This window comes from Pseudorhizobium endolithicum, from assembly GCF_902153245.2.
GTDB classification, from domain to species: domain Bacteria; phylum Pseudomonadota; class Alphaproteobacteria; order Rhizobiales; family Rhizobiaceae; genus Neorhizobium; species Neorhizobium endolithicum.
In genome coordinates, this window is the sequence record NZ_CABFWF030000002.1 from 19,545 (window position 1) to 37,883 (window position 18,339).

18 protein-coding genes are annotated in these 18,339 nt (G+C 64.6%); 8 read left to right on the forward strand and 10 right to left on the reverse strand.

The window, feature by feature from the left end:
- Positions 1-37: 37 nt before the first annotated feature.
- Positions 38-229: a CsbD family protein gene (locus RTCK_RS02990; protein WP_142591486.1), complete on the forward strand. Its 192-nt coding sequence runs from the start codon at positions 38-40 to the stop codon at positions 227-229.
- 73 nt (positions 230-302) lie between these two features.
- Here RTCK_RS02990 and RTCK_RS02995 read toward each other — a convergent pair whose 3' ends face one another.
- The 4 genes from RTCK_RS02995 to thrC all read right to left on the reverse strand — a co-directional run bounded on the left by RTCK_RS02995 (position 303) and on the right by thrC (position 6,673).
- A complete protein-coding gene (locus tag RTCK_RS02995; protein ID WP_235988517.1) occupies positions 303-3,170 on the reverse strand; it encodes an EAL domain-containing protein in 2,868 nt (955 codons plus the stop codon).
- A gap of 35 nt (positions 3,171-3,205) precedes the next feature.
- Positions 3,206-3,817 carry a GNAT family N-acetyltransferase gene (locus tag RTCK_RS03000; protein WP_142591491.1) on the reverse strand — a complete coding sequence of 204 codons (612 nt, stop codon included), beginning with the start codon at positions 3,815-3,817 and terminating at the stop codon, positions 3,206-3,208.
- Positions 3,818-3,940: 123 nt separating this feature from the next.
- The gene (locus RTCK_RS03005; protein WP_142591493.1) at positions 3,941-5,239 is read right to left on the reverse strand and encodes a M16 family metallopeptidase; all 1,299 of its coding nucleotides are present in this window, start codon (positions 5,237-5,239) and stop codon (positions 3,941-3,943) included.
- A gap of 27 nt (positions 5,240-5,266) precedes the next feature.
- Positions 5,267-6,673: a threonine synthase gene (gene thrC / locus RTCK_RS03010; RefSeq protein WP_185927888.1), complete on the reverse strand. Its 1,407-nt coding sequence runs from the start codon at positions 6,671-6,673 to the stop codon at positions 5,267-5,269.
- Positions 6,674-6,798: 125 nt separating this feature from the next.
- Here thrC and RTCK_RS03015 point away from each other — a divergent pair, with 125 nt between their 5' ends.
- Positions 6,799-7,350 carry a PilZ domain-containing protein gene (locus tag RTCK_RS03015; RefSeq protein WP_142591495.1) on the forward strand — a complete coding sequence of 184 codons (552 nt, stop codon included), beginning with the start codon at positions 6,799-6,801 and terminating at the stop codon, positions 7,348-7,350.
- 3 nt (positions 7,351-7,353) lie between these two features.
- Here RTCK_RS03015 and RTCK_RS03020 read toward each other — a convergent pair whose 3' ends face one another.
- Both RTCK_RS03020 and RTCK_RS03025 read right to left on the reverse strand, forming a co-directional pair.
- On the reverse strand, positions 7,354-8,043 hold the full coding sequence (locus RTCK_RS03020; protein ID WP_142591497.1) for an HAD family hydrolase: 690 nt from the start codon (positions 8,041-8,043) through the stop codon (positions 7,354-7,356).
- A 75-nt stretch (positions 8,044-8,118) separates the two neighbouring features.
- Positions 8,119-8,802: an ArsR/SmtB family transcription factor gene (locus RTCK_RS03025; RefSeq protein ID WP_142591499.1), complete on the reverse strand. Its 684-nt coding sequence runs from the start codon at positions 8,800-8,802 to the stop codon at positions 8,119-8,121.
- A gap of 71 nt (positions 8,803-8,873) precedes the next feature.
- On the opposite strand from RTCK_RS03025, the gene RTCK_RS03030 reads away from it, so the two are divergent.
- Positions 8,874-9,203, forward strand: a complete 330-nt coding sequence (locus tag RTCK_RS03030; protein ID WP_142591502.1) for an NIPSNAP family protein — start codon at positions 8,874-8,876, stop codon at positions 9,201-9,203.
- Positions 9,200-9,547 (forward strand): antibiotic biosynthesis monooxygenase family protein, encoded by a 348-nt coding sequence (locus RTCK_RS03035; protein ID WP_142591503.1) that lies wholly within the window; start codon positions 9,200-9,202, stop codon positions 9,545-9,547. The genes RTCK_RS03030 and RTCK_RS03035 overlap by 4 nt, the downstream gene beginning before the upstream one ends.
- On the opposite strand, the gene RTCK_RS03040 is transcribed toward RTCK_RS03035, so the two are convergent.
- Both RTCK_RS03040 and RTCK_RS03045 read right to left on the reverse strand, forming a co-directional pair.
- Positions 9,548-9,895: a HepT-like ribonuclease domain-containing protein gene (locus RTCK_RS03040; protein ID WP_142591505.1), complete on the reverse strand. Its 348-nt coding sequence runs from the start codon at positions 9,893-9,895 to the stop codon at positions 9,548-9,550.
- Positions 9,895-10,191, reverse strand: a complete 297-nt coding sequence (locus RTCK_RS03045; protein WP_142591507.1) for a nucleotidyltransferase family protein — start codon at positions 10,189-10,191, stop codon at positions 9,895-9,897. Before RTCK_RS03045 ends, RTCK_RS03040 begins: the two co-directional genes overlap by 1 nt.
- Positions 10,192-10,337: 146 nt before the next feature.
- On the opposite strand from RTCK_RS03045, the gene RTCK_RS03050 reads away from it, so the two are divergent.
- On the forward strand, positions 10,338-11,468 hold the full coding sequence (locus RTCK_RS03050; RefSeq protein ID WP_142591509.1) for a site-specific DNA-methyltransferase: 1,131 nt from the start codon (positions 10,338-10,340) through the stop codon (positions 11,466-11,468).
- A gap of 110 nt (positions 11,469-11,578) precedes the next feature.
- Here the strand turns inward: RTCK_RS03050 and RTCK_RS03055 are convergent, their stop codons facing one another.
- Positions 11,579-12,193: an HAD family hydrolase gene (locus RTCK_RS03055; protein WP_142591511.1), complete on the reverse strand. Its 615-nt coding sequence runs from the start codon at positions 12,191-12,193 to the stop codon at positions 11,579-11,581.
- Positions 12,194-12,205: 12 nt separating this feature from the next.
- Positions 12,206-13,285, reverse strand: coding sequence for an A/G-specific adenine glycosylase (mutY, locus tag RTCK_RS03060; RefSeq protein ID WP_142591513.1), 1,080 nt, complete (start codon positions 13,283-13,285; stop codon positions 12,206-12,208).
- Positions 13,286-13,430: 145 nt separating this feature from the next.
- Between mutY and RTCK_RS03065 the strand changes: the two genes are divergently transcribed.
- The 3 genes from RTCK_RS03065 (at position 13,431) to RTCK_RS03075 (ending at position 18,274) form a co-directional block, all read left to right on the forward strand.
- Complete coding sequence (locus tag RTCK_RS03065) at positions 13,431-13,922, forward strand: DUF721 domain-containing protein (protein ID WP_142591572.1); 492 nt, start codon at positions 13,431-13,433, stop codon at positions 13,920-13,922.
- A 128-nt stretch (positions 13,923-14,050) separates the two neighbouring features.
- Positions 14,051-14,749, forward strand: a complete 699-nt coding sequence (locus tag RTCK_RS03070; protein ID WP_142591515.1) for a DsbA family protein — start codon at positions 14,051-14,053, stop codon at positions 14,747-14,749.
- Positions 14,750-14,812: 63 nt separating this feature from the next.
- Positions 14,813-18,274 carry a chromosome segregation SMC family protein gene (locus RTCK_RS03075; protein WP_142591517.1) on the forward strand — a complete coding sequence of 1,154 codons (3,462 nt, stop codon included), beginning with the start codon at positions 14,813-14,815 and terminating at the stop codon, positions 18,272-18,274.
- The last annotated feature ends 65 nt before the right edge of the window (positions 18,275-18,339 follow it).

An 18,339-nucleotide genomic window follows, 5' to 3' on the forward strand; every position in this document is an offset into this window, starting at 1 on the left:
CAGATGGCAATCTTGCCATGGTGAAAGGAGTTCACAGATGGGTAGCACGAGCGACAAGATGGCGGGCAAGGCCAACGAGATGGCCGGCAAGGCCCAGCAGGCCGCCGGAGACGCCATGAACGACCGTGAGATGGAAGCGCGCGGCGCAGCGCGCGAGGCAAAGGGTCATGGCCAGCAGGCGAAGGGTGAATTCAAGGAAGGTGTGAAGAACATCGTCGATCGCGCCTGATCCTGTCCCGCATCCTATCGATCAACCCCGCCTCGGTTCCCCCGGGGCGGGTTTTTCGTATGCGGCGCGTGCCTCAGGCCCGCTTGGTCAACGGGAACCGTTCCTTGAGAAGGCGCAGGGTCGCCTCGCCGCTGGTCGGTGGCCCGAACAGGAAGCTCTGGCCGAAGTGGCAGCCCATCTTCGCCAGTTCGGCTGCATCTTCGTCCGTCTCGATCCCCTCGGCGACGACCGACATTTCCAGTGCCCGTGCCATGGCGATCACCGAGCGCAGAAGCACGGCCCGCCGCTCGCGCACGTCCCGCACCAGCGCCTTGTCCAGCTTGATCGTGTCGAAGGGGAACTGCGTCAGGTAGGCGAGCGAGGAATAGCCGGTGCCGAAGTCGTCCAGGGCAAGACCGACGCCGATCTCCTTGAGCTTGGTCAGCACCAGTCGCGCCTGCTCCGGGTTCTCCATCATCACGGACTCGGTCAGCTCCAGCTTGAGCTGCCGCGGGTCGCATTCGCTCTTGGCGAGCAGGGCCCGTACCTCGCTGTAGAGATTGTTGTTGAGGACCTGCGCGCTGGAGAGATTGACGGACACGAAGATCGGCAGCTCGCCGGTCTGGCGCTGCCAGTCGATGAGATCGGACGAAGCGCGCTCCATCGCGAACATCCCGAGCGGGCTGATGAGATCGGAGGCCTCGGCGATCGGGATGAAATCCGACGGGGGGATGCTTCCCTTGCGTGGATGATCCCATCGCATGAGCGCTTCGAAACCCGCGATCTCGCCATCGCTGAGGCGAATGATCGGCTGGTAGGCGAGCGACAGTTCCTTGCGCTCGATGGCGCGGCGCAGGTCCGTTTCGATCTGCAGACGGTCGGTGCCGGAAGAGCGGAAGATCGGCCGGAACGGCTCGACGCGGTTTCCGCCGCCCCGCTTGGCGCGGTACATCGCAAGCTCCGCATTGCTGAGGAGTTCGATGCCGCTTTCCTGCTGGTCCACCCAGGAGGCGAGGCCGATGGATGCCGTCAGGATGATCTCGCGGTTGGCGAAGTTGATGGGCACCATGATCGCCTTGGAGACGGCGTCGGCGAAATCGGCGATCTTCACCGGATCCTGTTCGGAAACCAGGATCAGCCCGAACTGATCGCCGGAGAGCCGTGCCAGCGTGTCCTGCGGGCGCAGCAGGCGTCGCAGCCGGCGCGTCAGCGCGATCAGGATATTGTCCCCCGCAGCGATGCCGAGCGCATCGTTGACCTGCTTGTAGCGGTCGATATCGATGGACATGACGGTCGGCCGGACGTGTTCGCTCGTCGTAGCGAGCGTCAGCACGGCCTGCAGGCGGTCGAGGAAGACCTGGCGGTTCGGCAGGCCGGTCAGGTTGTCGTGCATGGCATCCTGGAGGAGCCGCTCGACCGAATTCTTCTGCTCGGTCACGTCGATGATGGTCCCGACGCAGCGGATGATCTCGCCGTCGGAGCCGAGCACCGGCCGGGCCCGGATCTGCATCCAGTGGAAATGCCCGTCCTCCGCCCGCACGCGGAATTCATGGCTGAGGCGGCCCCGTCGATGCTCGAGCAGCACGTCGAGCGTGGCCTTGAAGCGGTCCCGGTCGTCCGGGTGAAGCCGTGGCAGCCAGCCGCGGATGGGGCCGTGCATGGCGCCGGCGGGAAGGCCGAACCGGAGCGAGATGTCCGGGATCGTCACCACCCGGTCCCGGGAGACGTCCCAGTCCCAGACGGTGTCGCCGGAGCCGGTGAGCGCCAGCGACTGCCGCTCCAGGTCAGAGAACAGTCCCTGCTGATAGGCGCCGCCCGCAAAGGCGTGCTGCATGACCGTGAAGCCGATCAGCAGGACGATCAGCACGAGCCCGCCCCCGAGTGCCGGCTGGATGATGTCGTTGTCCAGTTGCCCGGTGACCGTCAGCCAGCCGCCGAACAGCCAGACGAGGATCAGCGCCCAGGTCGGCACGAGCAGGATCGCCCGGTCGAAGCGGTTGAGGCCCAGATAGATGATCAGCAGGATGCCGGCCGTCGCCGTCAGCGCGAAGGAAAGGCGGGCAATTCCGGATGCGATCGAGGGATCGTAGATCGCCACGCCGAACAGGAGTACGAGGCAGAAAATCCACGCAAACGTGGCATAGCCGAGATGGACGTGCCAGCGATTGAGGTTGAGATAGGTGAAGAGGAAGATCACCAGGCTCGAGGCCAGCGCAACCTCCGCGCAGGCCCGCCATACCCTCTGGTCGCTGGCGGTGATGCTGATCAGCTTGTCGAGGAAACCGAAGTCGACGCAGATATATGCGAGCACCGCCCAGGCCAGTGCCGCGGCCGCCGGCAGCATCGACGTTCCCTTGACGACGAAGAGAATGGTGAGGAAGACCGCGAGCAGGCCGGCAATGCCGAGCACGATGCCGCGGTAGAGCGTGAAGGCGTTGACGGTATCCTTGTAGGCGGCCGGTTCCCAGAGATAGAGCTGCGGCAGGGTCGGCGTCGAAAGCTCCGCGACGAAGGTGATCACCGAGCCTGGATTGAGGGTGATGCGGAAGACGTCGGCATCCGGGCTCGGCTCCCGGTCGAGCGCGAAGCCCTCGCTCGGCGTGATGGCGATGATCCGCTGGGCGCCCAGGTCGGGCCAGATGAGCTTGGAGCCCACCATGCGGAAATGCGGAGCGACGATGACCCGCTCCAGTTGCTCTTCGGAAACGTTCGCGAGCGCGAAGACGGCCCAGTCTCCCTGGTGGGACGGGGAGCTCGATCGGACCTCGATCCGCCGGCGGATACCGTCGGCCCCGGCGGCAGTGGACACCTGGAAGGCCTCGCCCTGGTTGGTGTAGATGTCCGTCATCTCGGTGAGATCGAGCGCGGTATCGTCGCGAGAGATCTTCACCGGCTCGGCGGCGCGGGCATACGGAACCTGCAGCATCGATGCCGCGAGCAGGCCAAAGAGCAGCATCAGCATCGTCTGCAGGAACGTCATGACGGGGATGCGGACGTTCATGGCCGCGTCATCTTCCCGAATTCGCCATCGTCCGGAAGCCGGGAATACATGACGTGATCGCGCCATTCCCCGTTGATCTTGAGATACTTTCGCAACAGGCCTTCTCGCTCGAAGCCGGCCTTCTCCAGTAGCCGGACACTCTTCCAGTTTTCCGGAATACAGGCTGCTTCAATTCGGTGCAACTGAAGTTGGCCATAGATATAGGGGATGGCGATATTGAGGGCGGCCAGCATGTGCCCCTGGCCGGAATGCCGCTCGCCCATCCAGTAGCCGATCATGCAGCTCTGCGCCGCACCCTGCCGGATATAGCCGATCGTCAACCCTCCGAGCAGCGTCAGGTCGGGCCGGCTGAATAGCAGCAGAGGGACGGCATAGCCGGCACGGTATTCCTCGTTCCCGCGCTTGACCCGCGCCCTGAAGGAGGACTCCGACAGCTCCTCGTCGCGCCAGGTCGGCTCCCACGGCTGCAGGAAGGCGCGGCTTTCGGCGCGCAGCGCGCGCCATTGGTTGTAGTCGGAGCGCTGGGGGAGGCGGAGCAGATGCCGGTCGCTGTAGATGAGGGGGCCTTGCGGTTGCCGTGACAAAAACCGAAGGATCGATCCCGTCATGTCCCACTCCAGATGTCGTCGAGCGGCTGCTGCGCGCGGTCCGTGCTGAGACCGTCCATGAAGGAGGCGGTCGATATGATGGTGCCGGGCGATCGCGGCGAAGGCCGCGTGCACGGCCTTTCGTCAACCGGCGGCGCGCCTCGTTCCCTTCGATGCAGGCGCCAGGGAGCCGGCGATATCCTCCATCGAGGCCAGCTTCTCGATCGGGCCGACGGCAGAGAGCGTCGGTGTCGTATCGAAGAACAACCGCCCGGAGAGGTCGGTCAGGCGCTGCGTGGTGATGCCTTCGAGCCGCTCCATCATCTCGTGGTTCGGGATCGGGCGGCCATAGAGGATCATCTGCCGGGCGATCTGGCCCGCGCGGGCGGCGGGGCTCTCCTGGCCCATCAGCAGTTGCGCGCGGATCTGCGCCCGTGCCCGGTCGATTTCCTGGTCGTGAATGGTCTCCGACGCCTTCCGGAGCTCCTCGATGACGACGGGGAGCAGCTTCGGAATGTCGTCGCCGCCGGTGGCGGCATGGATGCCGAAGATGCCGGTGTCGGAGAAGCCCCAATGAAACGCATAGACGGAGTAACAGAGGCCGCGATGCTCGCGCACCTCCTGGAAGAGCCGCGACGACATGCCGCCGCCGAGGATGTTGGCCAGGATCTGCGAGCAGTAGAAGTCCCGCATGTGGTAGGCCTTGCCCTCGAAGCCGATGAGAAGCTGTGCGTCCATGAGGTCGCGCACTTCGCGCATTTCCCCGCCGATGTAGCGGGCAGCCTCCAGGACCGGCGGCGCGCTCGGCGTATGGGGAAGGCTTTCGAACCGTTGCTCGACCTGCTTGCAGAACTGGTCGTGATCGACCGCGCCTGCGGCAACCACATACATCCGGTCCGTCGTGTAGTTGCGCGACAGGTAATTGCGGATCTGGGAGGGGGTGAAGCCCGTCACCGTCTCCGGCGTGCCGAGGATGGGACGCCCGATGGTCTGGCCGAGATAGGCGATCTCGGAGAACTTGTCGAAGACGACGTCGTCCGGGGTATCGTTGGCGGCGCCGATCTCCTGCAGGATGACGTGCTTCTCCCGCCGCAGCTCATCCTCGTCGAACAGCGACTCCGTCAGGATGTCGGCCAGCAGGTCTACGGCCAGTGGCACATGGTCCTTGAGCACGCGTGCATAGTAGGAGGTCGTTTCGGTGGAGGTGGCAGCGTTCAGCTCGCCGCCGACATTCTCGATTTCCTCGGCGATGTCGCGGGCGCTTCGCCGGGACGTGCCCTTGAACGCCATGTGCTCGAGAAGATGGGCGATCCCGTGCTCGTCTTCCGTCTCGTTACGGGAACCGGACTTGATCCAGACGCCGAGGGCGACGCTCTCCAGATGGGGCATGGCCTCGGTTACCACCGTCAACCCGGATGCGAGCCGGGTCACCTGTACATTCATCGCTTGTCTTTCCGGCGCCGCCGCCATTCATTTGCCTGCTCGGGCCTGGTCGCCGATGAATTTTTCGACGGCCTTGATCTCCGCAGGCAGGATGTCGAAGCGCTCCTCCCTGTTCATGAGATCGGCGAGCCATGATGGAAGCGCCGGGTCAATTCCGCAAGCGGATTTTACCGAAGCCGGAAACTTGGCCGGGTGCGCCGTCGCCAGAGTCACCATCGGGCTCGTTGTCTTTGCATGCTTTTTAGCGACGAAAACGCCCGTTGCGGTATGGGGATCGAGCAGGTAGCCGGTCTCGGCCAAAGTCTCGCGAATGGTGGCTGCCACCTGTTTCTCCGTCGCGCGGGCGGCGCGGAACTCCCGGCGGATCGTCCTTAGCGCCTCCGGCCCTATCTCGAACGCGCCGGACTGCTTGAGGCCGGCCATCGCCGTGCGGACGCAGGAGGCCTCGCGCCCGTGCGCCTCGAAGAGCAGCCGTTCGAAGTTGGAGGAGATCTGGATGTCCATCGACGGCGAGGTGGTCGCCTTCACCTCGCGCGTCTCGTAGCGGCCGGTCTTCAGCGTGCGGGCCAGGATGTCGTTGTCGTTCGTGGCGATGACCAGCCGCTCGATGGGCAGGCCCATGCGCTTGGCGACGTAGCCCGCGAAGATGTCGCCGAAATTGCCCGTCGGCACGGTGAAGGAGATTTTCCGGTCGGGCCCGCCGAGCGAAAGCGCGGCGGTGAAATAATAGACCACTTGCGCCATGATGCGCGCCCAGTTGATGGAGTTGACGCCGGAGAGCCGCACGCGGTCGCGGAAGCCGGCGTCGTTGAACATTTCCTTCACGAGGTTCTGGCAGTCGTCGAAGTTTCCTTCGACGGCCACTGCATGCACGTTGGCGGCCGTTGAGGTGGTCATCTGGCGCTGCTGGACCGGCGACACCTTTCCCTTGGGGAAGAGGATGAAGATATCCGTGCGGTCGCGCCCGGCGAAGGCGTCGATCGCCGCGCCGCCCGTATCACCGGATGTCGCGCCGACGATCGTGGCGCGCTCGCCCCGCTCCGCCAGCACGTGGTCCATCAGGCGGGCGAGCAACTGCATCGCCACGTCCTTGAAGGCGAGGGTCGAGCCATGAAAGAGCTCGAGCACGAAATCGTTGGGACCCGTCTGCACGAGAGGTGCGACGGCCGGGTGCCGGAAGGTCGCGTAGGCATCCTCGATCATCGCGCGCAGATCGTTCTCCGCAATTTCGTCGCCCGTGAAGCGCCGCAGGATCTCGAAGGCCACGTCCTGATAGCGTTTGCCGCGCAGCGCGCGGATGTCCCGCTTCGTCAGCGCCGGCCATTCGCGCGGCACGTACAGGCCGCCGTCGCGCGCAAGACCTGCGAGAAGCGCATCGCGGAAGCCGAGAGCAGGTGCTTCCCCGCGGGTAGAAATGTATTCCACGACCTTCAATCCCCAATCGATTTTTGTTCGCGCCGCTGATATAGACCAGGAAAATGGGCTGCGAAAGGTCGCATGGGCGGTATCTTTCGGGGCTTCAGGAGCGGGGCGGAACGGTGTTGAGAGGATCGGGTACGGTGGTTGGTACAATAGCGCGCAGTCTTTTGTCGGTATCTCTTCTGGCCGTGCTTGCCGGCTGCAATTCGTCCTCTCCGACATCCGGCCTGGCCGGAACTGCCCCCGCCGCGACGGCACAGCCGGAAGTGACACCAGTCGTCCAGGCCTTCTGCCCGCCGGTGGTGATGCGCGAGGAGACGGCCATCCACCGGGCCTATGTACGGGGCGGCCAGGACAATCCGGAGAAGCTGATGTACCAGGCCTCGCTCGCCGACGCGACGCGTGCCTGCACCGCCAACGACACGACGATCACCATCAATGTCGTGGCTCAGGGACGCATCGTGGCCGGACCGGCCGTAACCGCAGGCCAGGTCAATCTCCCCGTCCTGGTGGAGGTGGTCGATGGCGAAAACGTCATCTATTCGCAGACCGTCAGTTTCCCGGTGGAGCTTCCGACGGCGGGGACGCAGTTCGTCTTCAACAAGGCGGATGTGCAGATCCCGAATGCGCCCGGCGGTGCGTCCCGCTTCACGCGCGTGCGCCTCGGCTTCGACGTCGGCTCCAAGCGATAGCCTTCAGACGGCGCCAGCCCATTCGCTGAGCGCCGCCGTCACCGCCGGCAGGTCCGTCATCCGCGAGATCACCGTTTCCGCGCCGGCGTCGGTCAGCCGGTCCGCGTGGCTCGGATAGGTATGCGACGCGCCGGTGAAGCCGACGACGCGCATGCCTGCAGCCCGGGCGCCATGGATGCCGTGGACGGAATCCTCGATCACCAGCACGTTTGAAGGCGATACGTCGAACTGCTTTGCGGCATGGAGGAAGATGTCGGGCTTCGGTTTCACCCGGTCGGCTCCGAGATCCTTCGCCGAGAAGATGTGCGGCGCGAAATAGGGCTTCAGTCCGACCTTCTCCAGCATCATGTCCAGCCGGTGTGTGCTGGAGTTCGAGCAGATGCAGCGCTGCGTCGTCAGCCGGGACAGCGCGAACTTGACGCCTTCGATGATCTTCAGGTCCCGCGCCAGCCGCGCATCCAGAAGCTTTTCCGATTTGTCGATCAGCGAGGCGGAGAGGGGGATATCGACCTCCTTCTCGACCTGCAGAAGAATGTTACGCCATGTCATGCCGGCGAAGCGCTCGCCCATCTCCTCGACGCTGATCGGATAACCGGCCTCGGTCAGGAGCCTGGACTCCACCTGTGCCGCGATGATTTCGGAATCGACGAGCACGCCGTCGCAATCGAAGATGATGAGGTCGAAGCCGCTCATGATGGAAAACTCTTTGGCTGGGGAGGACGAGGGCGCTCTACCGCACGGCGGCGCCTGCCACAATGTGGGGATTGTCTATTCCAACGGAAAGAGGGCGAGAAATTGGCTTTCGCCCCTGCTCGTGAAATGTATCGCCCGGCTGTCGACGCTGCGCTTCCCCCAGCCCTGGTCGAGGAAGCGCGAGAGAAGTGCCTTCCCCAGAGTGCCTGCCAGATGCGAGCGGCGTTCGCTCCAGTCGAGGCAGGACTTGCAGAGCGGCCGCCGCGACGAGGACAAGCGGTCAAGGTCGATGCCGATCGCGAGCAGGTTGGAGCGTCCCTCTTCGGTTACCCTCAGGTCGTCGCCCGTGCTGACGATGGTCCCGCGCCGCATCAGACTATCGAGCATGCGCACGCCGTAATCGCCGGCGAGATGATCGTAGCACACGCGTGCCTTCCGCAATGCCGGATCCTTGGGACCCGGCCGGTGGCGCAGATGGCCGCGGCTGGCGGCAAAGCCCATGATGGCTTCGAGCAGCGTTCCGGTCGCGGCATCAGTCAGCGCGAAATAGCGGTGCCGCCCCTGCTTGCGCTGGGATACTAGGCCGCCATCCTCAAGCTTGGACAGGTGCGAACTCGCCGTCTGCAGCGTCACGCCTGCGGCCTGCGCCAGTTCCGTCGCCGTCAGCGCCTGCCCGCCCATCAGCGCGGTCAGCATGTTGGCGCGGGCAGGATCGCCGATGAGCGTGCCGATGCGGGCAATGTCCGGGCCTTCTTTCATACTTCGACGCTAGCCGAAGCATCTGTGGAAGGCAAGGCGCTATCCTGCCTCGGTCAAATGAGGAGATATCCATGATCACCTGCTTTATCCGCTACAAGATCGACCCGTTCCGGAGAGACGCCTTTGCCGAATACGCCCGCAACTGGGGCGAGGCCATTCCCCGCTGCGGAGCCGACCTCATCGGCTATTTCGGTCCCCACGAGGGGTCCGCCACCACCGCCTACGGCGTCTACAACATAGAGAGCCTGGCCGCCTACGAAGGCTACCGCCAACGCCTGGCGCAGGATCCGCTGGGCCGGGAAAACTACGAGTTCGCGAGCCGCGAGCGCTTCATTCTCCGCGAGGACCGCATCTTCCTGAAGAACGTCTCCCTGCCGCACGCTCCGCTGGTGAAGCCATGATCGCCGTCATCTTCGAGGTCGTGCCCTACATGGGGGAGCGCCACAGATACCTGGACCTTGCGGGCGATCTGCGTTCGGAGCTGGAGAATATCGATGGCTTCATCTCCATCGAGCGGTTCGAGAGCCTGACCCTGCGCGGCAAGCTGCTTTCGCTGTCCTTCTGGCGCGACGAGGAGGCGGTCCGGCAATGGCGGAACCTGGAAGCGCATCGCGCCGCGCAGCGGGCGGGAAGGAACGGCATCTTCGCCGACTACCGCCTCAGGATCGGCCATGTGCTTCGCGACTACGGCATGTTCGAGCGCGCGGAGGCGCCGCAGGACAGCAGGCAGGTGCACGCGGAGTGATCAACGTTTCGCGAGCACCTCGCTGATGGCTCCCATGGCCATCCGTAGCTTTGGAAGCTCGTCGGTCACGACGCCCCAGATGATCTTGTCCGACAAGCCGTGATACTCATGTCTCAGAACATTCCCGATGCCGCGGACCTTCTTCCAATCGATTTCCGGGCGCACTGCCAGCAGATCATCCGGAACTCTGCGGCTTGCCTCGGAAACGATCTCGATGGCCCGCTCCACCGCGAACCGAAGGATACTGTCTTTCTGGTATTCCTCCAGTGACTTGCCTTCGACTGCCTCATCTACGATGGCGATGGCTTCCAGGATATCTGCGATGAAATGACGGACTTCCCTTGCCATTAAAACACCTGGAGGGCGCTGGTCTCGATCCTGTCTTTCAACATGGGATGGAGGCTGTCGCGCGTTGTGATGTCCACGGGGTGCTGGAGTTCGTCTTCGAGAAAAAGCTTGATGCCTACAAGATCGAAGGCGTTGAAGCGGCTTGCAGGATCATAATCGATGAACAAGTCGAGGTCGCTCGTTTCGCCCGCCTCGTCCCGTGCAACCGATCCGAACAGGTAAAGTGAGGTCGCGCCGCGCGCCCGTATGGCGTCGGCCTGTGCCCTCAGTTTCTCGATCGCCTCGCTTCTCTTCATGGAGTTGAAATTACCGCAGACGCCGTTGCGTTGCCAGAGCCCGAACTTTTTCCCGAAAATACTGTGGCCCTTCAGGCTTTGGTAACCAACATGGGTAACCATAACGGTGTGTAAAAGTACCGAGTAAGCGTAACAGCGAGTATCCCATGGCAGCAGTCCTTCCGCTTGCCGATCTGCGTCAGCAGGGTCGGCCGGGCACCTGGCTCAATACCATCATCAAGGGCGACTGCGTCGCCGCACTCGAGGCGCTGCCCGATCATTCGGTCGACGCGATCTTCGCCGATCCCCCCTACAACCTGCAACTCGGCGGCACGCTTCACCGTCCGGACCAGTCGCTGGTCGATGCTGTCGACGACGAATGGGACCAGTTTGCCTCCTTCCAGGCCTATGACGCCTTCACCCGTGCCTGGCTGCTCGCCTGCCGCCGCGTGCTGAAGCCGAACGGCACGATCTGGGTGATCGGCTCCTACCACAACATCTTCCGCGTCGGCGCCATGCTGCAGGACCTGAACTTCTGGCTCCTCAACGACATCGTCTGGCGCAAGACGAACCCGATGCCGAACTTCAAGGGGCGCCGCTTCCAGAACGCCCACGAGACGATGATCTGGGCGAGCCGTGATGCCAAGGCGAAGTCCTACACCTTCAACTACGATGCCCTGAAGGCTTCGAACGACGACGTTCAGATGCGCTCCGACTGGCTCTTCCCGATCTGCTCCGGCGGCGAGCGCCTGAAGGGCGAAGACGGCAAGAAGGTCCACCCGACCCAGAAGCCGGAAGCGCTGCTTGCCCGCGTCATCATGGCCTCTACCAGACCGGGCGACGTGATCCTCGACCCGTTCTTCGGCACCGGCACCACGGGCGCCGTCGCCAAGCGCCTCGGCCGCAATTTCGTCGGCATCGAACGGGAGCAGGACTATATCGAAGCGGCCTCTGCCCGCATCGCCGCTGTCGAGCCGCTCGGCAAGGCTGAACTGACGGTGATGACCGGAAAGAAGGCGGAGCCCCGCGTGGCCTTCAACACACTGGTCGAAAGCGGTCTCGTTAAGCCGGGCCAGGTCCTGACGGACGCCAAGCGCCGCTGGAGCGCCATCATCCGCGCCGACGGAACGCTTGCCGCCGGTGGCGAGGCAGGCTCCATCCACCGGCTGGGGGCGAAGGTCCAGGGTCTCGACGCCTGCAACGGCTGGACCTTCTGGCACTATGAGGATGGGAAGGCTCTGAAGCCCATCGACGAACTGCGGGCAGTGGTCCGTAACGGTCTGGCGAGCATCGACTGACGATCCACCGTCGCGCCAGGCCCAGGCTTCCCCTGCCGGTTTTGTACCTCTAGTCCCGGCCGGGGATAAACGACGCCCGGAGGAGGCTGACCTCCGGGCGTCGTTTGCGTTCAGGTTGCAATGCCGAGCGCGGCGAGATCGCTTTTCAGCTTGTCGGCCCCGGTAAAGTGCACGGCCCGCCAACCGGCGGCGCGTGCGCCTTCCACATTGGCCGGTGAATCGTCTATGAAGAGGGTGGCCTCCGGCTTCAGCCCGAAGTCCCGCGCGTGTTTCTCGTAGATGGCGAGGTCCGGCTTGATGAGCTTGATCTCGCCCGAAACGGTCACGCCACGCGGCTTGTTGAGAAACGGGTAGAGTTCCCGTGCATGCCGGAAGGTATCGGCCGCGAAGTTCGTCAGCATGGTGACGTCCCGCCCGGCTTCGATCAGCCCTTCCATGATCGCCACACTGTCCTCGTAGGCGTAGGGAACCATTTCGTGCCAGTATCGGCGGAAATGCCGGATCTGTTCCTCCTTCTCCGGAAACTGCTCGATCAGCAGCGCTTCGGCATCCTCCCACGGACGCCCCCGGTCCTGCTCGAGGTTCCAGTCGTGGGTGCAGACATTCTCGAAGAACCACGCCCGCTCCGCATCGTCGGGAATGAGCCGGTGATAGGGAAGGTTCGGGTCGTAGTGGATCAGCACCTTGCCGATGTCGAAGACGATATGGTCGATCGGGCCTGCCATGGTATTTCCTTGCTAGGTCGGGTGTTTCTCGAAGGCCAGGGGAATAGCCTGGCTGATTACCTTTTTCATGACGGTCGGCAGCGCCTGCGCGCCGAGATTGGCGACAGGCTCCCACCATTCATCCAGCCCCCCGCGTCGGTCGGCCTTCGTGCGGAAAACCGAAAGCCGAAGCTCGAAGTGCGTGAAGACGTGGGTGACCGTCCCGCACGGCTCCCATAACGCCGGGAAGGGCGCATGATCGGCCGTCTCGCCGCCATTCTCTCGGGCGGTCCAGCCGGTCGTCGGAACTTCTGTCATTCCGCCGAGCAGCCCGCTTTCCGCGCGCCGCCGCAAAAGGATCTCTCCTTCCGGATTGACCGCGACGAAGGCGGCGCCGGCGCGGATCGGCTTGTCCTTCTTCGCCGCCTTCACTGGAAATCGCTCCGGATCGTGCTCGGCAAAGGCCAGGCAGTGCTCACGGATGGGACAGATGGCGCAAGCGGGTCTCCTCGGGGTGCAGATCGTTGCTCCGAGGTCCATCATCGCCTGGGCGAAGTCGCCCGGACGCTTCTCCGGCGTCAGCTCCCGTACCCGAACCTTCATCGCGGGCTTCGATGCGGGCAGGGGAGCATCGATGGCGTAGAGGCGGGAGACAACGCGCTCCACATTGCCGTCCATGACCGGCGCCTGACGGTCGAAGGCGATCGCCGCAACGGCTGCTGCCGTGTAGTCGCCGATGCCGGGCAGCTTGCGCAGCCCGTCTTCGGTGTCGGGGAAGACGCCGTCGTGCTCCTCCGCCACCGCTTCCGCGGATTTCTTCAGGTTGCGGGCTCGGGCATAGTAGCCGAGCCCCGCCCATGCCGCCATGACGTCTTCCGTCGGTGCGGCGGCAAGATCCTTCACCGTCGGCCACAGTGCCAGAAACTTGGCGAAATAGGGCTTCACCGCCTGCACGGTCGTCTGTTGCAGCATCACCTCCGACAGCCAGACATGGTAGGGGTCCGGTCGCCTGCTCCGTGCCGCAGCGGCAGGCGAAGTCCGCCATGGCAGGTCGCGATGGTGCTTGTCATACCATGCGAGCAACTGCCGGATGATGGCCTGGGGATCGTTCACGCGCTGGAAATGCCTGTGGTTCTGGTCTAAGGCTCTCCTATCGTCTCGACGATTGCCCCGTCAACGAGAGACGGCGGTATCGTCATGGGGACCTCCGCCGTTCGCCGGCTTGCCGAAGGATTGTTGATTGGCCTCCGAAGGAAAGATGTCCGGCCGCAGGCGGGAGATGCAGATCGCGGAAGTCGCGAATGGCATCATCGATCCCGTGCTGGCGCGCCGGGCCGGCATCTCCACCGCCCTGCTGGGCTCGTGGGATGAGATCGCCGGTGAGCAATTTGCCGACTGCAGCAGGCCGGAAAAGATCGCATGGCCGCGCCGGGATGCCTCCGACGAGGCGGGCGGCTACCAGGCGGGCGTGCTGACCATTGCCTGCGAAGGCGCACGAGCCCTCTTCCTCACCCATGCGCAGGGGGAACTGATTGCCCGCATCAATGCCTTCTTCGGGTTTCCGGCCGTGCGCCAGATCCGCATCGTCCAGAAGCCGGTCTCCCAGGCCGTCAGGCACAGGTGTCCGCCGCAGCCGCTGAAGGGGGAGGCGGCGAGACGGCTGGAAGACATGATGGAGGGGATCGAAGACGAGGCGCTGAAGAAGGCGGTCACCCGTCTCGGGACCGCCGTCCTTCAGAAGAAGCGATAGCCATACAGCCTCCGTTCAGCTTTCCGCTGTCACAAAGCTTTGAAGAATTTCACGCTGGCGTCCCTTGTTACGTCCCGGGCGGCAAGATACGGAATGGCCACCGATTTTGAACCTAAGGCAGGTGTTCGATGAAGACGATGGAAATCACCCTTACCAGACGCGCACTCCTCGGAGGCGTCGCTGCCACGGCTCTGGTCCTGGCGCTGCCGCTTTCCGCAACCGATGCCTTCGCCCAGGAATTGCCGGAAGCCCAGGGTGACGTCGACATGGCAGAAGTGCTGAAGCCCGGCCCGCTGCCGGAAATGGCGATCGGCGAGGAAAATGCGCCGGTGACGATCGTCGAATACATGTCGATGACCTGCCCCCACTGCGCGACCTTCCACAACAATACCTTCGACGCGATCAAGACCAAGTATGTCGATAGCGGCAAGGTGCGCTTCATCATTCGCGAATTCCCGTTCGATCCGCGCGCGGCTGCCGCCTTCATGCTGGCGCGCTGCAACCCCGCCAAGCCTGAAGAGGCAAGCACGCCTGCACAGTATTTCCCGATGGTATCCATGCTGATGAAGCAACAGGAAACCTGGGCTGCAGCAGAAGACGGCCGCGCCGCGCTGCTGCAGATGTCGAAACTTGCCGGTTTCTCACAGGAGACTTTCCAGGCCTGCTTGACGAACCAGAAACTTCTCGATGATGTGAACGCCACGATGAAGCGCGGTGCCGACGAATTCGGCGTCTCCTCGACGCCCACATTCCTCATCAACGGCAAGCGTTATGCGGGGGCCATGTCTGTTGAAAGCATGTCGGCTCTTATCGACAGCCTTCTCTGAGCCCGTTCATGACCTGAGCGGCGGCCGCACCCGTGCGACCGCCGCCTTTTTCCGGTGCGCGGCATGAAGTTCAACAAGCTGCGCCTCGTCGGCTTCAAGTCCTTCGTCGAGCCGACGGAATTCATCATCGAGCGCGGACTGACGGGTGTCGTCGGTCCCAATGGCTGCGGCAAGTCGAACCTTGTCGAGGCGCTCCGCTGGGTGATGGGCGAGAATTCCTACAAGAACATGCGCGCGTCCGGCATGGACGACGTCATCTTCTCCGGCTCCGGAAACCGGCCGGCCCGCAATACCGCGGAGGTGATGCTTTTCCTGGACAATTCGGATCGCACGGCGCCGGCTGCCTTCAACGATTCCGACGAGATCCAGGTGTCGCGCCGCATCGAGCGGGAGAACGGCTCCGTTTACCGGATCAACGGCAAGGAAGCCCGCGCCAAGGACGTCCAGCTCCTGTTTGCGGATGCCTCCACGGGCGCGCGCTCGCCCTCCATGGTCGGGCAGGGCCGGGTCGGCGAACTCATCAACGCCAAGCCCCAGGCGCGCCGCCAGCTTCTGGAAGAGGCGGCCGGCATATCCGGTCTGCACTCCCGGCGTCATGAGGCGGAACTGCGTTTGCGTGCCGCCGAAGGCAATCTGGAACGACTGGAGGACGTGACGGCGCAGCTGGAAAGCCAGATCGAGAGCCTGAAGCGCCAGGCGCGCCAGGCGAACCGCTTCAAGATGCTGTCGGCGGACATCCGCGCCCGCGAGGCCATGCTGCTGCATATCCGCTGGGCGCAGGCGAAGGAGGCCGAGACGGAGGCCACCACTGCGCTCAACCAGGCGACGATGGTGGTTGCCGAGAAGGCACAAGGCCAGATGGAGGCTGCGAAGGTCCAGGCGGTCGCGGGCCTGAAGCTGCCGGAACTGCGGGAGGAGGAGGCCAAGGCCGGCGCCGCCCTCCAGCGCATCCAGATTGCACGCACTCAACTGGACGACGAAGCGGGCCGGCTGATGAAGCGCCGCGACGAACTCACCCGCCGGCTCGTACAGCTTGCCGAAGACATCCGGCGGGAAGAGCGGCTGGTCCTGGACAATGCCTCGTTTCTCGCCAAGCTCGACGAGGAGGAGCGGGAGATCAACGATCTGCTGGCCGATTCCGGCGCGGAGGCGGATGAACTGAAGGAGGCCTTCGAGGCGGCCGCGGCCGCGCTGGCAGAGAGCGAGAAGCTGTTCGCCGCCGTCACCGCTGAAAGGGCGGAGGCGGCAGCGTCCCGCGGCCAGTTGGAACGTCTCATCCGGGAGATCGGCGAGCGCCGCCAGCGGCTTGACCGCCAGTCGAACGATGCCGAGGCGGAACTGCAGGCGATCGCAGACAAGCTGTCGGGGTTGGACGATCCGGCTGAGCGGCGCGAAGCGGTCGAGGCCGCCGAGTTCGCCCTGGAGGAGGCCGGCGCGGCGGCGGAGGAGGCGGAGGTTGCCCTCGGCGCCGCCCGCGCGGCCGAGGGCCTGGCCCGAAAACCCGTGGAGGCGGCCCGTTCGCGGCTGAATGCGCTGGAGACCGAGGCGCGCACCATTTCGAGAATGCTGGCGGCCTCCGAAGCCTCCGGTGATTTTTCCCCCGTGGCCGAGGCCATCCGGGTCGATCGCGGCTATGAGGCGGCCCTTGGTGCAGCCCTGGGCGACGATCTGGAAAGTTCTACCGACCCCGGCGCACCCGCATACTGGACAGTGAACGGCGACGCTGCGGGCGATCCTGCCTTGCCGGCGGGATGCGAGCCGCTGCTTTCGCGCGCCGCTGCGCCGCCGGAGCTGACGCGGCGCCTCGCCCAGATCGGTATCGTCGCGCAGGAGGACGCTCCCCGGCTGATGCCGCAGCTCAAACCTGGCCAGCGGCTCGTGACGCGGGAAGGGGCGGTCTACCGCTGGGATGGTCATGTAACCGGATCGGAGGCGCCCGGCGCGGCGGCTCTCCGGCTTTCTCAGAAGAACCGTCTTGCCGAACTGGAGGGCGAACTGGAGGAGGCGGGGACCGTCCTGGCCGATGCGGAAGAAGCCCTTGCGGATGCTGCCGCCGGCATAGCCGAAAGCGAGGCGCGGCTGGCGGATCTGCGCGAGCGCAACCGTATGGCCGCGCGGCGGCTCACGGAGGCGCGCGATGCGCTGGCCGTGGCCGAGCGGGCCTCCGGCGATCTGCTGCGTCGCCGGGACGTCGTCATGGAAGCCTTGAACCAGGTCAGGACCCAGATCGACGAAGCGCTGCTTCAGGAAGAGAATGCACGGGTCGAACTGGAGGATGCGCCCGATCTTTCATCGCTGGATGAGCGACTGCGCGACCAGCAGGCGGCGGTGGCGACGGATCGCGGCCTCCTTGCCGAGGCTCGCGCCCGCTACGAGGGATTGAGCCGCGAGGCGGAGGCGCGTCGCCGCAGGCTTTCGGCCATCGCGCAGGAGCGTTCCGCCTGGCAGGCCCGGGCGGCAAGTGCCGAGGATCATGTGGCGACGTTGCGGGAACGTGAGGAGGAGGCCCGCGAAGAACTTGCGGATCTGGAGGCGGCGCCGGAAGAGTTCGAGGACCGGCGCCGAGCGCTTCTTTCCGAACTGCAGAAGGCCGAGGAGGCGCGCCGCGTCGCCGCCGATCGTCTCGTGGAGGCCGAGGGCCGGCAGCGGGACGCCGATCGCCTGGCCGCCACCGCATTGTCCGAGCTTGCAGAGGCCCGCGAAAAGCGGGGCCGTGCCGAGGAACGGCTCGTCTCCGCCGCCGAGCGCCGCCATGACAGCGAGGTTGCGATCCAGCAGGCGCTCGGAGTGGCGCCGCATGAAGTGCTGCGGCTGGCCGGTATTGCTCCCGGTGCCGGTCTTCCGGACATGCGCGACATCGAGCGGGAGGTCGACCGGCTGAAGATGGAGCGCGAGCGTCTCGGCGCCGTGAACCTGCGGGCGGACGAGGAACAGAAGGAGCTTTCCGAAAAGCTCGACGCACTGATCCGCGAACGGGACGACATCATCGACGCCATCCGCAAGCTGCGCGGCGCGATACAGAGCCTCAACCGGGAGGGGCGTGAGCGGCTGATCGCGGCCTTCGACGTGGTCAACGCCGAATTCCAGCGGTTGTTCACCCACCTTTTCGGGGGCGGAACGGCGGAACTGCAGCTGGTGGAATCGGACGATCCCCTCGAGGCGGGGCTGGAAATCCTTGCGCGCCCTCCCGGCAAGAAGCCGCAGACCATGACGCTCCTGTCGGGCGGCGAGCAGGCGCTGACGGCCATGGCGCTGATCTTCGCCGTCTTCCTGACCAATCCGGCGCCCATCTGTGTGCTGGACGAGGTCGACGCGCCGCTCGACGACCACAATGTCGAACGCTACTGCAACCTGATGGACGAGATGGCGGCATCCACCGAGACGCGCTTCGTCATCATTACCCACAATCCGATCACCATGGCGCGCATGAACAGGCTGTTCGGCGTCACCATGGCGGAGCAGGGCGTGTCCCAGCTGGTTTCGGTCGATCTCCAGACAGCGGAGCTGCTGCGGGAAGCGGTCTGATTACCCCGCCTGCGCCTTTTGTTGCATTGCAACATAATCCTGCCCCCATACGTTTCCAAACTACG